The following is a 14,823-nucleotide window of genomic DNA, read 5'->3' as shown; positions in this document are numbered from 1 at the left end:
GATTTTTTCCGCTTCTTCCAGGAGTTGTTCCCTTTTTCCATAGCAATGCCCTTCATTGGATAGTTCGTTCAGGACATACACAATTCCCGAGCGGCAACGTGCAAAGGAGTTTTTCTCAAAACCCATCTGCAAAGCAATTTTGTCCGCTGTTTTAAAACCAATGCCCCAAATATCATCAGCCAGTCGATAGGGATTCGTCTTCACGATTTCGATGCTCTCATTGCCGTAGGTTTTAAATATTTTTACGGCAAAGGCAGTTGATACTCCATTACTTTGTAAAAAAAGCATGACATTTTTAATCTCTTTTTGCTCTTGCCATGCTTTCTTAATCATCGCCAGTCGTTTTTGTCCGATGCCCTCAACTTTGATTAAACGGTCGACATTCTCCTCCAATACTCTTAAAGTGTCTTCCTGGAAATGCTGTACAATTCTCTTGGCGTACACCGGCCCTATACCCTTGATAAGCCCACTTCCCAGGTATTTTTGAATACCGGCAACTGTTGCCGGAAGGGTCTCGCGATAATCCAGGGCCATAAACTGCTTGCCAAACTTGCTGTTCATCTTCCATTCACCTTTAACGCGAATTATTGCGCCAACATTTACAGCTGCCAGGCTTCCAACGACCGTTACCAAGCCGGTAAAACCTTTGGATTTTATTTTGATGACACGGAAACCATTATCTTCATTTCCGTATGTAATTTGCTCGACAACTCCGCTTATGTATTCCATTTTAAGCCCTGCCAATCAATCGATGTAGTTTTTTCTTATGCCTCAGATTCTTGAAGGCGCTCACTTTGCTGTGAAGTTATCAGAGGAAGAACTTTTTAATGAATACCACTATGAATGAAATAATAAAAGCGACTGCGAATACATAAATAAATGTTTTTATCCAAGTCTTACCGAAAATCTTTTGTTTGTACTGATACAACGATATAACGAGGCCGCTTACAATAACTAATAAAAGGAGATCCCAAGGTGTTTCATTTTGCATAAACGATCTATATACAACATCCAGAAGCAAAGCAAATGTAATAAAAATATATCCGAATTTATAACTGATATTTTCGATAAATGTTGTTCTCTCATCTTTCTCAACCATTTTTTCGGACATTATCCATAACCTCCTCAAAATAGAATAAGTCTTCAAATTGTTTATTAAGAACTTTAGATAGTATTAATGCTAATTTTGCAGTTGGACAGTATTGACCTGTCTCAATTGAACTAATTGTTTGTCTTGTTACGCCTGCAAGAATGGCAAGCTTTTCCTGTGAAAAATTCTTTTCCGCTCGGGCGACTTTTAATCGGTTTTTAAGCTGAATATTATCATTCAAAATATCACCTCCAGAATAGACCTCCTGAATAGATAGTAACATATTTATAATGCAATGTAAAGCGTGCTTGGCAAATTGACAAGTTTAACTGTCAGATTGAGCTGTAGTCCTTTTGGCTAACAAAACCTTATTTGGGTCTGATTTTGTTGTTATATTTCTAAGCTGCAAGAATTAGCTTTCTTGTAGCTCATATTTTTTACGGGAGGAGAAAACTACTATTGCTCTGAGAAGATGTATAATGGAATTAACTTGAAGTAAAGGAGTACATGATGATTCAAGATATAGAGCCAAAAGTGATGATACCATCACAATTCAGGAAGACGAACTGTCCTTAGGCGTGTGGATGAAGAGAGAGGATGTCCCGCTTGAGGAAATAAATATTAGCCTGACAGGTGAGATGATGAAGGCATTCAGAGACGGATTGATCGAATTATAATCTTATGTTTATAAATTTATTCTTGACAAAGCGATAGATATAGTTTATTTTAATAATGAACGGAGGTTCATTATTGTGCAATATCTCAAAGACGAAATTAAAAACAGCATTATAAGTGCCGCACTTGATGAATTTGAGAAAAAGGGATTTAATGATGCGTCCATCCGGATCATAGCAAGAAGTGCCGGAATAGCTGCAGGTAATCTATATCGGTATTTTAACAGCAAAGAAGAGTTATTTAATTATATTATGGAACCGGTATCGGAGCGCTTCACCGCTCTTATTTTCAGTGATTTTAAAGCTGATGCCAATAATGTACCTGTTCTAGCAGACGTAATGGACAAAATCATGAGTTTTTATGATAAAGACAGCAGGGAATTTATGATCTTGCTGGATAAAAGTGAAGGTTCTGTCTATCAGAATCTAAAAGAAAATTTGATCTCTCTGATCGAAAAGCGTATGAAAGAAGAGCTCAAGCCTAAATTAAAGGCTGAAGGGATTGTCATTGCCGACGAATTTATTTTTCATGTGCTCGCCTCGATGTTAGTCGAAGGTGTTTTGAGAATATTGAAACAAGATAAAGAGGACGGCAGGAGAATAAGGAAACTGATCAGTCAGATGCTGGCTTTAAATCTGAATTATTTAGAGATCATGAAGAAAGACCCTGTCTTTCGACAGTGAACACGCTTATGCTTAAGCTGAATATATCGAGACTTCGCTGATAATGATCTCCTCTCCAGTGGTGAGTATGATCAGCGAAGCATGCATTATTGAATGGATAAAGGAGCTTTAAAGAGATGATAAAAGTATCGGAGAAGATGAACATGAAAAAAGTAATTTCCTATCTGGCGATCGTACTTTTATTTGTGATAGGCTTCATTTTCTACCGCAATATGGACTCCTGGGCAGTACTCCAAAAAGACCGGCCGGTTTCCGCCGACAGCAAAGTAACCGTTGAGGTCCGGAAAGCGGAAACTTTAACTATACTGCCGACGAGTACATATGATGCCACGCTTTTGGCCGGGGAAGAAGGCGTGGTCGGAGCAGAGGTACCCGGCAAGGTTGTGCAGATTTCGTTTAAAGAAGGGGAAGCTGTCAAAAAGGGCGCGCCTTTGATCACTCTGGACAGTCAGGATCTGAATGACCAGCTGAAGTCCACCCAGGCCCAGCTGGCTGCGGTGCAGGCCACTTTGCCCAAGGCGCAGGCCAATGTGGAAATCTCCCAGCGTAATTATAATCATGCCAAAGCGCTTTATGAAGCCGGAGCTGCAGCAGCCAATGACTTAAGCGATGCCGGGACTGCGCTTAAAGTTGCCCAGGCGGATCTGGCTGCTTTGCAGGCCAACATCGGGGCGGCCCAGAGCGGGGTTGACAGACTGCAGCATTCACTGGCTAAATTGGTGATTAAAGCGCCCGCAGACGGCTTTGTGGAAGATAAAAACGTCGCCGTGGGAGCCTACGTGGCCCCCGGGGTTTCGCTGGCCATGGTGAAGAACACCTCGACCATTCAGGCTGTAATTAAAATCCCGCAGGCGGATGCCGCCAAAATTAAGGTCGGTCAGAAGGCCAACGTGAGAGTAAGCGGCGACAGTCAGGAATATGAAGGGACAGTGAGTTATATCAGCGCGGCGGCCAGTATGGCTTCCAGAACTTTTATGGCCAAAGTAGAAGTGCCGAACAAGGATAATAAACTGAAAGCGGGTATCTATGCCAATGTGGATATTGTCAGCGGCAGTGAAGTATCCGTGCTCGTTATTCCACTGAAAGCGGTGGCAGGCAGCGAAGGAAGCTATTATGTGTTTACGGATGATAACGGGGTGGCACGCCGCACCGAGGTGACGCTGGGCGAGACCCACGATGACTTGATTGAAATAAAAGCAGGCCTCGCTGCAGGCACCGGCGTGATCTGCAGTAATATCAATGTGCTCCAGGACGGGGATCTCATAGTAACAGCAGAGCAGCCCACTGCGCCGACCGGAGAACAGTCGCTTGCAGCAGCCGCAGGGCAGGGGGAATAAGAATGTTTTTGGCAGATTTGAGCCTGAAACGCCCCACTTTTACGATAGTAATTATTATCGCTCTAATGGTGACCGGCGCAGCCTCGTTCATCGGACTGCCCATCAACGATTTGACCGAAGTTGATATGCCCGTCGTTTCGGTTGTCGTGGTTCAGCCGGGTGTCGCGCCGGACCAGATCGAAACCAAGGTGACCCGGAAAGTGGAGGATACGGTGGGACAGATCTCGGGCGTGGATGAAATCACTTCCACGGTAAGAGACAGTGTATCCGTTACGGTAGTGCAGTTTATTCTGGAAAAACCGGCGGCCGAAGCGGTTCAGGAAGTAAAGGATAAAATGGGGGCCATTCGCGGTGAATTGCCTCAGGATATCCAGGAACCGGTTGTCGCCGCGTATGATATGACGGCCCAGCCGATTGTGTCACTGGCGGTTACCGACCCGGCCGGGGACAAAAAATTGTCTGAGGTTGTCAACAATACGATTAGCGTGCGGCTGAGCACTGTGAAGGGCGTCGGCTCCGTCCATGTCTACGGCGAGCAGGAACGGGAGATCCAGATCCTGCTGGATAAGCAAAAAATGAATGCCTTAAGAGTCACGGCTGGGAGCAAAGAGATGGACAGCATCTCGCTTTATAACGGGCGGAAGGCCGTCGGGATTGACGTTGTGAAACAATCCGGGGCCAACACGGTTGAAGTGGCCGAGGCCATCAAACAAGAAATCGAAACCATTCAAAAGAACCTGCCCCCGGGAATTACGATCGACATTGTCAAGGACAACTCCATGATGATTCACGAGCAGGTCACGAACGTGGAGAAAACGCTGATCGAAGGATGCATCATCGCCGTCTTGGTTATTTTCCTATTCCTGGGCAATGGCGCCAGCACCGTCATTACCTCCCTGGCGCTTCCTACCTCGATTGTTGCCACGTTTATCATCATGAAGCTGATGGGTTTTACGCTGAATCTGATTACCCTGGTGGCCTTGGCGCTGTCCATCGGTTTGTTGATCGATGACGCCATTGTGGTCATTGAAAATATCGTCCGGCATATGAAGATGGGCAAATCGCCTTTTCAGGCCGCCCAGGAAGGAACTACGGAAATCGGCCTGGCGGTTCTCGCCACCACGCTGACCATTGTAGCGGTATTCTTGCCGGTGGCTATGATGAACGGCATTTTGGCAAGCTACCTGCGGGAGTTCGGGCTAACTGTCGCCTTCAGCGTCCTGATCTCGTTGTTTGTGTCCTTTACGCTGGTACCCATGCTGGCGTCCGGATATTTAAACGTCGGCGGGGAACATGGCATCACGATTAAGGGGCGTATTGGGAAATTTATATTATGGTTCAATCGCTTGTTCAAAAAACTGGGGGAAAAATACGCCGGGCTTTTGAAATGGTCCTTAAAGCACAGGCTGAGCGTCGTGTTCATCGCCTCGGTTTTACTGATCTTAAGTGTCGTCACACTGCCGTCTTTAGGCATGTCCTTCCTGCCGACAGAGGACAAAGGCGAAATCAATATTCAGGCTTCGCTGGATTCCGGCTTGTCCCTGGAAAAAGCCGGTGCCATGGCCGGGGAAATGGAGGCGGCAGTTAAAGCGTTCCCGCAGGTGCTTTATACCTATGCCACCGTGGAAGCGGATCAGGTCTCCATGTATGTCAAAGTCAACGGCAGCGACCAGAGGGAAGAACCGATCGAAGAGATCGTGGCCGGGATGAGAAGCAGCCTGCAAAAAATACCCGGGCTTAGTTTTTCCATCACCGGCAACAGTTCAATTGCCACAATCGGCAGTGTCGGTCACGAGGATTTTGCTTACCATATTACCGGCCATGACTTTAAAGCTCTCCAACAGTACGCGCAGAAGCTGAAGGCTGCTGTCCAGGATCTGCCGGGTGCCGCAGATGTCAACCTAAGCTATAAAACAGGCAGCCCCGAAGCACAGCTTCAGGTTGACCGGGACAAGGCGGAAGACCTGGGCGTCAATCCGGCAATGGCGGGGAGCACCCTGCGCATTTTATACAACGGCGTTACCGTTGGACAATATGAGGAAAATGGCGAACGCTATGATGTGACGGTAAAACTGAAGCCCGAAGACCGGCAAAGCTTAAGCAGTTTCAACGGTATCTACGTCCCGGGCAGCAATACGGAATATGACAATACCATCCTTGTGCCGCTCACCCAGGTGACGGATCAGGTATTTATGACCTCCGCTGCGACCATCAACCGCTTTGACAAGGAAAGGGAGATCCAGATTTCCGCCAATGTTGTGGGCATCACCCCTGGAGATTTCGACAAAGCTTTCCAGCAGGCAGTTAAAGATATTGGCCTACCCGAAGGCATCAGCTTAACTGCCACCGGGATTAATTCGCTGATGACCGAAGTTACCGACGGTATTGTCATCGCCCTGATCCTCGGCGCCTTGTTCATCTTCCTGATTCTGGCGGCTCAATTTGAAAGCTTCGTCGACCCGCTATCCATCATGTTCTCGCTCCCCCTGGCTATTATCGGTGCCGTCCTTGGTCTTCTGGCCGGGCATAAAGAACTCAGCTTCGTGGCGATGATCGGTATCGTTTTGCTGATGGGCCTGGTAACCAAAAACGCTATCCTGCTGATTGACTTCACCCGGCAGCGCAGGCAGGAAGGCGCAACGCGTCAGGAAGCCATCCTGGACGCGGCGGCCATCCGTTTAAGGCCGATCCTGATGACAACGCTGGCCATGATTTTCAGCATGATTCCGATTATCGTCGAAGGCGGCGCGGGTGCCTCATTTCGTTCGCCAATGGCCTATGCGGTTATCGGAGGCCTGATTACCTCGACGCTTCTAACCCTGGTTGTGGTCCCGGTCATGTATACATTTTTGGATGATGCAAGGAACCGGTTTGGCAGGAAACACACCACAACCAACTCGCTTTCTGTTTAATCAAAGCTCGTTTCAGACAGGTCATAACAAAGCCTTTTTCAAGTGTGCTCGATAGTTCATAATCTACGATGTATCTGCTGAACCAGCTCTTCCTTCTCTGCGAGAGCTTGTTCGGCATCAGAGGGCCCCTTCTTAAACACTTCAGACGCTCGTTGCATAAACTCAGTCTTCCAACGACCAATCACGACTGGACTGATCTGATGCTTGGCAGCTAACTCGTTGACTGTGTTTTCTTCCCGTAGTAATTGAAGAACTACTTCAGCTTTAAATTCTGGGCTAAAACGTTTCCTGTTTTACTCATGTTACCATTATAACCTAATTTTTCAGATTCGTGTCTCACCTACAGGGTTCAGTATATAAAGCCTGTTTGTGCAAGTATTCCTTACAAGGGGGACACTTCGGGTAACTAAGTTTTCGCGAAATCTATGTGGGGCTGTTTTGGGGTGGACTTCGCGAAAACTAGAACGTTAAGTGAAATGTCCCTATCGGAGTTGTCCGGCGGGTTATAAGAAAAAGACCTCCTTGAAGACCAAATTAAAGCCCTTTCCAGAAGTCTTTCTCATTTACATGCAGTTGTTTGCGCAAAATTCTATCCCATAGATTCTTAGGAATCTCTTTACTAACTGCATGGCTTATTTTTGTTCGTAGAAGAGTTCCATCATTCAGGACTTTTTCATAGTACCAATGATCTGTGTTACGTACCATGACCCAACCGTTCTTATCGCAATAACGCTTCAAATCTCCAAACTTTGGTGCCATAGCTTACAACCTTATCAAAGTGCGGATTTCTTCATCGTTTTCACATAGCATAATTCTTAATACATATGGGAAATGGTGTGTACGGTTTGGGGCATGAAGAAATAATTGGGAATGGCTTGAATAATCTTGGGCATATACTTTAATGTCTTCGACCAAGTCCTTAGCGGCTAATTCTAATGTCGAGTTATTAACATAAATCTCAAGAGCATCAAGTGCAAGTGTTATTGATCTATCGTCTTCTTGAATAATTTCCGGAATTAATTTGTAGTCTTCAAGTACCATCTTGAGCAGATCCACTCGAAGCATTGCAACTTGTTCAGTTTGTTTTCTTTTAACAATTGCGGGGTTAAAAGAGTTGAATACAGAGTCATACAGGGTTGAGAATTGATTCCTTGCTTCAGTAAACTGTAATTCGGTTAACATGGTCATTCCTCCCTCACCTCCAATAATATCATATGCCGCACTCCATGTACAGTATGACCATAATGTACAGAATGCATAAGTTGAGGGAGGGGACCTTTTTTTGCATTTCGTCGGGTTAGGAACTGCTCGTTTTATGGCCCCCGTCCGGAACACTTTCCTAAGCATTGTTCGATTGCCTTAGTTATGGTATGGTATATGGGAAATATTTTTGGTCCTAGGTGGTGATTACTAATTACTGGAGATAGTAGAAAAGAAAAAAAGATTCTGGGACTTGAACGGAATATTTTTTTTGTTGGAATTACCAGCTTTTTTACGGATACTACAACAAAAATGGTCTATGCGATCATGCCGTTGTTTTTAATGACCTTAGGGGCAACGAAAACAGAAATTTCCTTAATTGAAGGAATAGCAGAAAGCACTGCCTCCGTGCTTAAAGCCTTATCAGGCTGGTGGAGTGACAAAATTGGCAAGAACAAGCCTTTTATGATCATCGGCTATGCATTTACCGCAATACTATCTCCATTGTTCTCAATTGTTACTTCTCCGCTGCAGGTACTTATTATTCGATTCACCGAAAGAGTTGGCAAAGGGATAAGAACAGCCCCGAGAGATAGTGTAATTGCCGGTTCCTCGGAGGATAACACGAAGGGGAAGAGTTTTGGTTTTCATAAAGCTATGGATAATAGCGGAGCAATACTTGGTCCGCTTCTGGCTTTTGGAATCTTGGCACTTTTTCCGGGTGACTACCGTAAAGTATTTATATTTGCAGCAATACCTGGTTTATTAGGTCTGATTTCATTAATCTTTTTTGTGAAAGAAGCAAAAAGAGATAAGGCGGATTGCCTTGGTAAGATTACTTTAAAGGACTTTTCTCCAAAATATTATGCTTTTCTTGGAATCATATTTATATTTACGCTGGGCAATTCGACTGATGCCTTACTGCTTATTAAAGCTAGTGATATTGGAGTTCAGGATGCTTTTATCCCAGTTATTTATCTTATATTCAACTCCGTTTCAGTAATGTGTTCGGTTCCTGCGGGTATATTATCAGACAAAATAGGCAGGGAAAGACTAATTATCTTTGGTTATTTACTCTTTGCAATTATTTACTTCGGTTTTGGCAGAACCAACAGTCAAAGTGTTCTTATTTTGCTTTTTGCTTTATATGGCCTTTATAGTGCGGCAACGGATGGGATTCAGAAGGCCTTGGTTTCAGATTTAATTGATAAGAATAAAAGAGGCACAGGTCTTGGACTGTACAATTGTCTTGTAGGAATAACATTACTCCCTGCCAGTGTTCTTGCAGGTCTGCTTTATGATCATGTCAATAACAGTGCGCCGTTTTACTATGGGTCAATCATGGCACTAATCGCGGCTATGCTTATGCTGATATTCTATTGGAAAGGAAATAATACAACCCAACTGAATTAATAAACGCATGGTCTCTAAGAGCTGCCGGGAAATAACCGAACAGCGCTGTGACCGAAAGTATAGGTGGATTAATGAGCAGAGTTATTATTGTAGAAGGGAAAACCGACAAAAAGCGGTTGGAACAGATTTTGGACGAACCGGTGGAGATAGTCTGCACCTATGGTACGTTGGGGCCGGATAAGTTTGAAGAGTTGATGATAGAGTATAGTGGGGATGAGGTCTGCGTACTTTTGGATGCTGATGATGCCGGAGACAAAGCCCGGCGTTTGTTTAAGCAAGAGTTTCCCAACGTTAGACACGTCTACACTCAAAGGATGTACCGGGAAGTGGCAACTACTCCGTTCCATGTTTTGGCACAGATTCTTGAGGGTGCCCACTTTGCTGTGAAGTTGCCGGAGGGAGAAGAAGAAAGTAATAACCGTAGATCAAATAAATAGAAGAAAGGTTGAATGCCATGATATCTATTAATATGCAAGAGCAGGTGCAAAACAGTTCAGTTATTCGGGCCATGTTTGAGGAAGGGAAAAGGCTGGCAGCAATTCATGGCGTGGAAAATGTATTTGATTTTAGCCTTGGGAACCCCAATGTTGAACCACCTGACGAAGTAAATAAGGCGATTTTAGAGATTTTAAAGACTGATAATCTCATGAGCATTCATGGGTATATGAATAACTCAGGTTATGAAGAAGTAAGAGCAGCCATCGCAAAGTCGATCAATGCTAAATTCGGCACCTTTTTTACACAAGACAATATTCTTATGACCGTTGGCGCAGCAGGCGGGTTAAACGTAATTTTCAAAACGTTACTAAACCCAAGAGATGAAGTCATTACTTTCGCACCCTTTTTCGGAGAATACAGAAGCTATGTGAAAAACTATGGGGGTGAATTGGTTATCGTATCCCCAAATACGATTGACTTTCAGCCTAATCTTGAAGAATTTAGGACGAAAATCACCCCTCTAACTAAAGCAGTTATCATTAATTCTCCCAATAATCCAACAGGAGTCATCTATTCGGAAGCAACCATAATCAAGCTCTCTGAAATACTGGGGGAGAAGCAAAAGGAATTTGGAACAGACATTTATCTCGTTTCTGATGAACCGTATCGAGAACTTGCATATGACAATGCTGAAGTGCCTTATCTATCAAAATACTATGCGAACACAATAATCGGGTATTCTTTCAGTAAATCCCTTTCCTTACCCGGTGAAAGAATAGGCTATTTAGTGATTCCGAATCAGGCTGCCGATTATGAAGATATTATTACAGCTGCAAATATTGCCAATCGCATTTTAGGTTTCGTTAATGCTCCGTCGTTATTTCAACGCGTCGTTGCTAAGTGCTTATCTGCGAAGGTGAATGTTGAAACTTATAACAGAAATCGAGAACTTCTTTATCAGGGGCTCTCCTCCTTGGGCTATCAGTGTATTAAACCCGCAGGTGCATTTTACATGTTTGTGAAAGCTCCAATGGAGAGTGATGTTGAATTCTGCAACCTGGCCAAGCAGAAAAATATTCTCATTGTTCCCGGCACAACATTTGGCTGTCCCGGTTATATTCGAATTGCCTATTGTGTCGCTTATTCGACAATTGAGAAAGCATTACCAGGCTTTAAGGCTTTAATTGAAGAACTTAAAGAAACTGGGAGGAATACAAATATGAATTACAATTTCGAAATTGTTGAGACTACCGCACAGCCGGTTCTTTCTGTAAGAACTGTTACCTCGGTCGGCAATTTGCCCCAGGAGCTGGGGAAGACTTACAATTTAATCATTGACTACCTTAGGGAAATTGGAGAACAACCGGCGGATACGGCTTTTGCAGCTTATTACAACATGGACATGGAAAATCTTGAGGTTGAGATAGGGTTTCCTGTGGCCAAAGAATTAGCGGGCAAAGGTGAGATTACCGCAAGTCAAGTCCCCGCAGGTAAGAAGGCTGTCTATATGTATAAAGGGGCATATAAGGAAATGGCGCCGGTTTATGAAGCAATGGTAAAATGGATCAACGACAATGGACAACAGCCAACAGGTGTGGTTTATGAGTTTTATTATAATTCACTCATGGAAGTACCCGAGAGCGAACTTATGACAAAGATTGTATTTTTGCTTAAATGATTCAGGAGATGAAAATGCTCGATTTTAAAGCGGCAATTTTTGACTTGGACGGGACATTGCTTGACTCCATGTGGGTATGGGAAAAGATCGACGTTGATTTCCTGGCGAAACGTCGTCTGACCGTGCCGGATAAATACGCTCAAGAAATCTGTTGCATGAGCTTCAAAGAGATTGCGGAATATACGAGAGCTTTGTTTGGCCTGAAAGAAAGCGCGGCAGATATTATGGAGGAATGGAACCGGATGGCGATTGACGAGTACAGTCATCATGTCCGGTTAAAACCTTATGCCAAAGAGTACTTATTATGCTTAAAAGAGCTTGGGATTAAACTCGGCACGGCAACCGCCCTGCCGAAAGTTCTCTATGAGCCGGTACTCAGGAACAATAGGGTTTATGAACTTTTCGACGCATTTTGCTCCGCTGATGAAGTGAGCCGGGGTAAAGAAAGTCCTGATATCTATTTGCTGGCAGCGAAAAAGCTGAATGTTCTCCCTGGCGACTGCATTGTGTTTGATGATGTATTGCCTGCCATTAAAGGAATTGTTTCGGCAGGCATGCAAGCTTATGGCGTATATGACCAATATTCGAAACATGAGCAGGCTCAGATTCGGGAATTGTCAAAAGGTTATATTCGCGATTTCACCGAGATGCTCTAACTGCCTGATATTTGGTAGGACATTTTTGATCCTTGGTAATTTCTTTATCCCCTCTCACTTGGACAGCATGGTTTGTGCTTTCCAAACCTATTGTTCGTTTGAGCTACTTATAGTATGGTATTTATAGGAAATAGATTGATGGGGGTAAGGTCTATGAGGGCTATGGATATATCTTCATACGTCGCAGGAAATAAACTCAGAATTAAGGTTGAGGAACAAAGACGTTTAGATTTCTCTAATGAAGGGATCGGACAAAGATGAAATTGCGCAGGACTACAAGTTAATCCAGGATACGTTCGGCCAAGATTTCTACAATATCTATTTGCGGCAGGAGGTGTTCAACAAATTACTAAAGAAGATATCTCTGTAGCATAACAAAATTCATATGTGATCCAAACGCGAAAAAGCCCGTAGTTTAAATGACTATGGGCTTATCACCCTTTTAAAACTGTAAAAGTCAGGTTATACCATTTAGCTACTTACGTTGAACTGCGAAAGTTGAGATAATAATCTTATTGGTTTTTACCATTTCTAATTTCTAAAACCTTACTCCAAGCATCATTAGTACTTATTTTATCATTAGTTAAATCGTCCTTGAGCTTCTTAAGTGAATCCAACCGATCTAGGTTGGATTCACCTCTGCGATTTAAGCACTCAGACTTACTCTTATTTGGATTAACCTTAATAAAGTCTTCAAGACACTGTTCCGTCACCTGTATCCCTAAATTAATCTGCGAAAGAACTTTATCTTTTGTGGGTACGGTATTTCCCTGCTGTTCGGCTATTTCTTTCTCTCTCTTTTGTATTTCTATTCCTTTTTCTTTTAAATTATCTCCAGCAGCAGCATTTTCATTTATTTCAGCTTCGCTAATAGGAACATTGCCTTTTATAAGCTTATCATGCTCACTGTCAAAATCATTCTTCATCTTAGCTATTTGCGCTAACTTTTGAGAAAGAGTAAAATTTCCGGCAGCTACAATTGTTCCGGTTGTAAGAACAGTAATTAGAACAACTGCAAATACAATTATGACTTTTGATTTTTTCATAATATTTAACCCTCCAATATATTTGCATATTAATTACGTAACAGCTTTCTTTATTCTAATGGCATAAACAGTAACATTAGTATAATCTTCATTAACCCAATTTAGATAATCAATTAGCTTTGTGCCAGACCAAAATCTATCCCAAGTAGTACCATGTTGAGCCATATATAGGTCAGTAGAATCGTAGGCATGTACTACTTGTGAATGATCTATTCCTCCATCTCCCTTATATTGGATTATATCACCTTCATATAAATCTTTATATATTGTATAATATCCTGAATCTGATAATGCTGTAGCTAACCAAACTAAGGGAGTCGAAAATGGAGGATCCTCAGGTTTTGGGTTCGGGTGGAAGATGATCTATCTTCGTGTTCCTAAAAGCTTGGAAATCGATACGGGAAATCTAAACGGTCAAATTCAAATGCTTAACGGCACGTAGTGTCAGGGCTGCGAAAACGCGAGCTTCGTTCGCCCGGGGTCTGGCCCTCTCAAAATTCGATAATATTTTTGAGTCTCGGAAATGTTACATTGGTAATGACTCGCAATAGGGGATTTGTGAAATATAATGATAAAGCACCCTTCTGGGGTGCTTTATCGATAATGAGAATAGTCCAACCTTATTTGCTTAAACAGAAGGGTTTTGAAAAGATAGCACCTTGGCTTTGAATACTTGAATAGAGGCAGCGGTTCGGTAAGAACTGCTGTTTCTATTTTGATGAAAGGATCGAATTATTTCTTCATATTCTTGTCACTTTTTTATACCGTTAGTTAACCAAGATGAAAACGTTTTATATAATTGTTTTGATTTCCCCATCCGGATAATCTTATCAAACATCTCCGGTGCTTGTTCCTCAATGGCTTTCACTTTATCCCGTATATTATTGGACGTTCCTGTAATATCTTGAAACTTTTCACATAAAAACTCATTTTTCCTTTGGATGATCCGATCTGTGGTTGGTGTTCGCGTAATTGGTGGTGGGGTATGCGGACTGTCAAATGTGAAACTTACAGTAGGGCCATTTATCGTGAATTCATCTAAAGGGTAGCCTGCATTCCATAAGCCGGTCACAAACGCGTCACGCATCACCACATTATGCAAAGTAATCGTTATATCCATAATTAATTCCGAAGGGTTTGCAAACTCACCTGGTTTAAAACCTGTTAGCCACCAGTGTTTTCCTTTTCTTGTAAAGAGCGTATGACCGTTCTTTTTTAATGTATAGGACATTTTTAAGAGATCGGTATTGCCTGCACAATCATAATAAGCGCCCCTAAATAAACCGAGAATATTTAGATCAGCTGCTTTTGTATAGACGCCTATCTCGGCCCCGGTGACTAAATCATACTGACCTTTCCAAAGACCAATCATCCATTTTTTTTCGAGATATTCAAAGTAAATAGGTTCACAATCTATTATCATGCCAAAAGGCGCTGCCAATTCATCATAGAGACGACAATAGCCAATATCTCTTTGCCACGGATCCATGGTTGAATAAAAAATGTCCTGTTTTTGATCATAGGAATAACCCGCAATTTCGATGGCATTATCCAATTCGTCATTACCTGTCCCCTCAGGTACGCTGCTGAATAGGTCATCGTTCCTCCTGGTAACCGTTTCGTCCAGGGACTTTTCTATCTGAACGGACATACAAATCGCCCTCCTTAGTACATTTTATTTGGGCGATGCATAAT

The 14,823-nt window shown here is 43.0% G+C and carries 15 protein-coding genes and 2 pseudogenes; 8 read left to right on the top strand and 9 right to left on the bottom strand.

Annotated features, from left to right (window positions below):
• The 3 genes from AC6I5A_RS11490 to AC6I5A_RS11480 form a co-directional block, all read right to left on the bottom strand.
• Positions 1-729: helix-hairpin-helix domain-containing protein (locus AC6I5A_RS11490; protein ID WP_034615938.1), on the bottom strand; the 729-nt coding region annotated here is incomplete at its 3' end.
• Between the two features lie 79 nt (positions 730-808).
• A complete protein-coding gene (locus tag AC6I5A_RS11485) occupies positions 809-1,111 on the bottom strand; it encodes a hypothetical protein (protein ID WP_034615935.1) in 303 nt (100 codons plus the stop codon).
• Entirely contained in the window at positions 1,092-1,331 is a 240-nt protein-coding gene (locus AC6I5A_RS11480; RefSeq protein ID WP_034615932.1) for a helix-turn-helix transcriptional regulator, read from the bottom strand. Before AC6I5A_RS11480 ends, AC6I5A_RS11485 begins: the two co-directional genes overlap by 20 nt.
• 511 nt (positions 1,332-1,842) lie before the next feature.
• Here AC6I5A_RS11480 and AC6I5A_RS11475 point away from each other — a divergent pair.
• The 3 genes from AC6I5A_RS11475 to AC6I5A_RS11465 all read left to right on the top strand — a co-directional run bounded on the left by AC6I5A_RS11475 (position 1,843) and on the right by AC6I5A_RS11465 (position 6,697).
• Positions 1,843-2,448, top strand: a complete 606-nt coding sequence (locus AC6I5A_RS11475; RefSeq protein ID WP_034615929.1) for a TetR/AcrR family transcriptional regulator — start codon at positions 1,843-1,845, stop codon at positions 2,446-2,448.
• Positions 2,449-2,591: 143 nt separating this feature from the next.
• Positions 2,592-3,785: an efflux RND transporter periplasmic adaptor subunit gene (locus AC6I5A_RS11470; protein ID WP_497900692.1), complete on the top strand. Its 1,194-nt coding sequence runs from the start codon at positions 2,592-2,594 to the stop codon at positions 3,783-3,785.
• Positions 3,786-3,787: 2 nt separating this feature from the next.
• Positions 3,788-6,697, top strand: coding sequence for an efflux RND transporter permease subunit (locus AC6I5A_RS11465; RefSeq protein WP_034615927.1), 2,910 nt, complete (start codon positions 3,788-3,790; stop codon positions 6,695-6,697).
• A 56-nt stretch (positions 6,698-6,753) separates the two neighbouring features.
• Here the strand turns inward: AC6I5A_RS11465 and AC6I5A_RS11460 are convergent.
• The 3 genes and pseudogenes from AC6I5A_RS11460 to AC6I5A_RS11450 form a co-directional block, all read right to left on the bottom strand.
• A pseudogene (locus AC6I5A_RS11460) lies at positions 6,754-6,927 on the bottom strand (transposase); the annotation flags it as partial.
• 304 nt (positions 6,928-7,231) lie between these two features.
• Complete coding sequence (locus tag AC6I5A_RS11455) at positions 7,232-7,456, bottom strand: hypothetical protein (RefSeq protein WP_034615924.1); 225 nt, start codon at positions 7,454-7,456, stop codon at positions 7,232-7,234.
• A gap of 3 nt (positions 7,457-7,459) precedes the next feature.
• Complete coding sequence (locus AC6I5A_RS11450; RefSeq protein WP_497900691.1) at positions 7,460-7,885, bottom strand: RelB antitoxin-like protein; 426 nt, start codon at positions 7,883-7,885, stop codon at positions 7,460-7,462.
• Between the two features lie 225 nt (positions 7,886-8,110).
• Between AC6I5A_RS11450 and AC6I5A_RS11445 the strand changes: the two genes are divergently transcribed.
• The 5 genes and pseudogenes from AC6I5A_RS11445 (at position 8,111) to AC6I5A_RS11425 (ending at position 12,082) form a co-directional block, all read left to right on the top strand.
• Positions 8,111-9,310 carry an MFS transporter gene (locus AC6I5A_RS11445; protein WP_034615918.1) on the top strand — a complete coding sequence of 400 codons (1,200 nt, stop codon included), beginning with the start codon at positions 8,111-8,113 and terminating at the stop codon, positions 9,308-9,310.
• Between the two features lie 71 nt (positions 9,311-9,381).
• Complete coding sequence (locus AC6I5A_RS11440; RefSeq protein ID WP_034615914.1) at positions 9,382-9,747, top strand: toprim domain-containing protein; 366 nt, start codon at positions 9,382-9,384, stop codon at positions 9,745-9,747.
• Positions 9,748-9,764: 17 nt separating this feature from the next.
• Positions 9,765-10,946 (top strand): annotated as a pseudogene (locus tag AC6I5A_RS11435) (pyridoxal phosphate-dependent aminotransferase); the annotation flags it as partial.
• 21 nt (positions 10,947-10,967) lie between these two features.
• On the top strand, positions 10,968-11,426 hold the full coding sequence (locus tag AC6I5A_RS11430) for a GyrI-like domain-containing protein (RefSeq protein ID WP_497900694.1): 459 nt from the start codon (positions 10,968-10,970) through the stop codon (positions 11,424-11,426).
• A 14-nt stretch (positions 11,427-11,440) separates the two neighbouring features.
• The gene (locus AC6I5A_RS11425) at positions 11,441-12,082 is read left to right on the top strand and encodes an HAD family hydrolase (RefSeq protein WP_034615912.1); all 642 of its coding nucleotides are present in this window, start codon (positions 11,441-11,443) and stop codon (positions 12,080-12,082) included.
• Between the two features lie 512 nt (positions 12,083-12,594).
• Here AC6I5A_RS11425 and AC6I5A_RS11420 read toward each other — a convergent pair.
• From AC6I5A_RS11420 to AC6I5A_RS11410, 3 genes are all read right to left on the bottom strand, one after another.
• On the bottom strand, positions 12,595-13,128 hold the full coding sequence (locus AC6I5A_RS11420) for a hypothetical protein (RefSeq protein ID WP_034615910.1): 534 nt from the start codon (positions 13,126-13,128) through the stop codon (positions 12,595-12,597).
• A 33-nt stretch (positions 13,129-13,161) separates the two neighbouring features.
• Complete coding sequence (locus tag AC6I5A_RS11415; RefSeq protein ID WP_497900693.1) at positions 13,162-13,395, bottom strand: amidase domain-containing protein; 234 nt, start codon at positions 13,393-13,395, stop codon at positions 13,162-13,164.
• A gap of 484 nt (positions 13,396-13,879) precedes the next feature.
• A complete protein-coding gene (locus tag AC6I5A_RS11410; protein ID WP_052168047.1) occupies positions 13,880-14,779 on the bottom strand; it encodes a DUF4474 domain-containing protein in 900 nt (299 codons plus the stop codon).
• Positions 14,780-14,823 lie beyond the last annotated feature (44 nt).

The sequence above is a fragment of the Desulfosporosinus sp. Tol-M2 genome, from assembly GCF_059735615.1.
The sequence above is the reverse complement of the archived record's forward strand: the minus strand, read 5'-3'. Positions and strand labels throughout refer to the sequence as shown.

What these genes read in the sequence shown, in the direction of transcription:
- AC6I5A_RS11425 (WP_034615912.1), top strand. Translation starts at nt 11,441, where the DNA reads ATGCTCGATTTTAAAGCGGCAATTTTTGACTTGGACGGGACATTGCTT.
- AC6I5A_RS11440 (WP_034615914.1), top strand. Translation starts at nt 9,382, where the DNA reads ATGAGCAGAGTTATTATTGTAGAAGGGAAAACCGACAAAAAGCGGTTG.
- AC6I5A_RS11470 (WP_497900692.1), top strand. Translation starts at nt 2,592, where the DNA reads ATGAAAAAAGTAATTTCCTATCTGGCGATCGTACTTTTATTTGTGATA.
- AC6I5A_RS11455 (WP_034615924.1), bottom strand. Translation starts at nt 7,456, where the DNA reads ATGGCACCAAAGTTTGGAGATTTGAAGCGTTATTGCGATAAGAACGGT.
- AC6I5A_RS11450 (WP_497900691.1), bottom strand. Translation starts at nt 7,885, where the DNA reads ATGACCATGTTAACCGAATTACAGTTTACTGAAGCAAGGAATCAATTC.
- AC6I5A_RS11420 (WP_034615910.1), bottom strand. Translation starts at nt 13,128, where the DNA reads ATGAAAAAATCAAAAGTCATAATTGTATTTGCAGTTGTTCTAATTACT.
- AC6I5A_RS11465 (WP_034615927.1), top strand. Translation starts at nt 3,788, where the DNA reads ATGTTTTTGGCAGATTTGAGCCTGAAACGCCCCACTTTTACGATAGTA.
- AC6I5A_RS11430 (WP_497900694.1), top strand. Translation starts at nt 10,968, where the DNA reads ATGAATTACAATTTCGAAATTGTTGAGACTACCGCACAGCCGGTTCTT.
- AC6I5A_RS11410 (WP_052168047.1), bottom strand. Translation starts at nt 14,779, where the DNA reads ATGTCCGTTCAGATAGAAAAGTCCCTGGACGAAACGGTTACCAGGAGG.
- AC6I5A_RS11485 (WP_034615935.1), bottom strand. Translation starts at nt 1,111, where the DNA reads ATGTCCGAAAAAATGGTTGAGAAAGATGAGAGAACAACATTTATCGAA.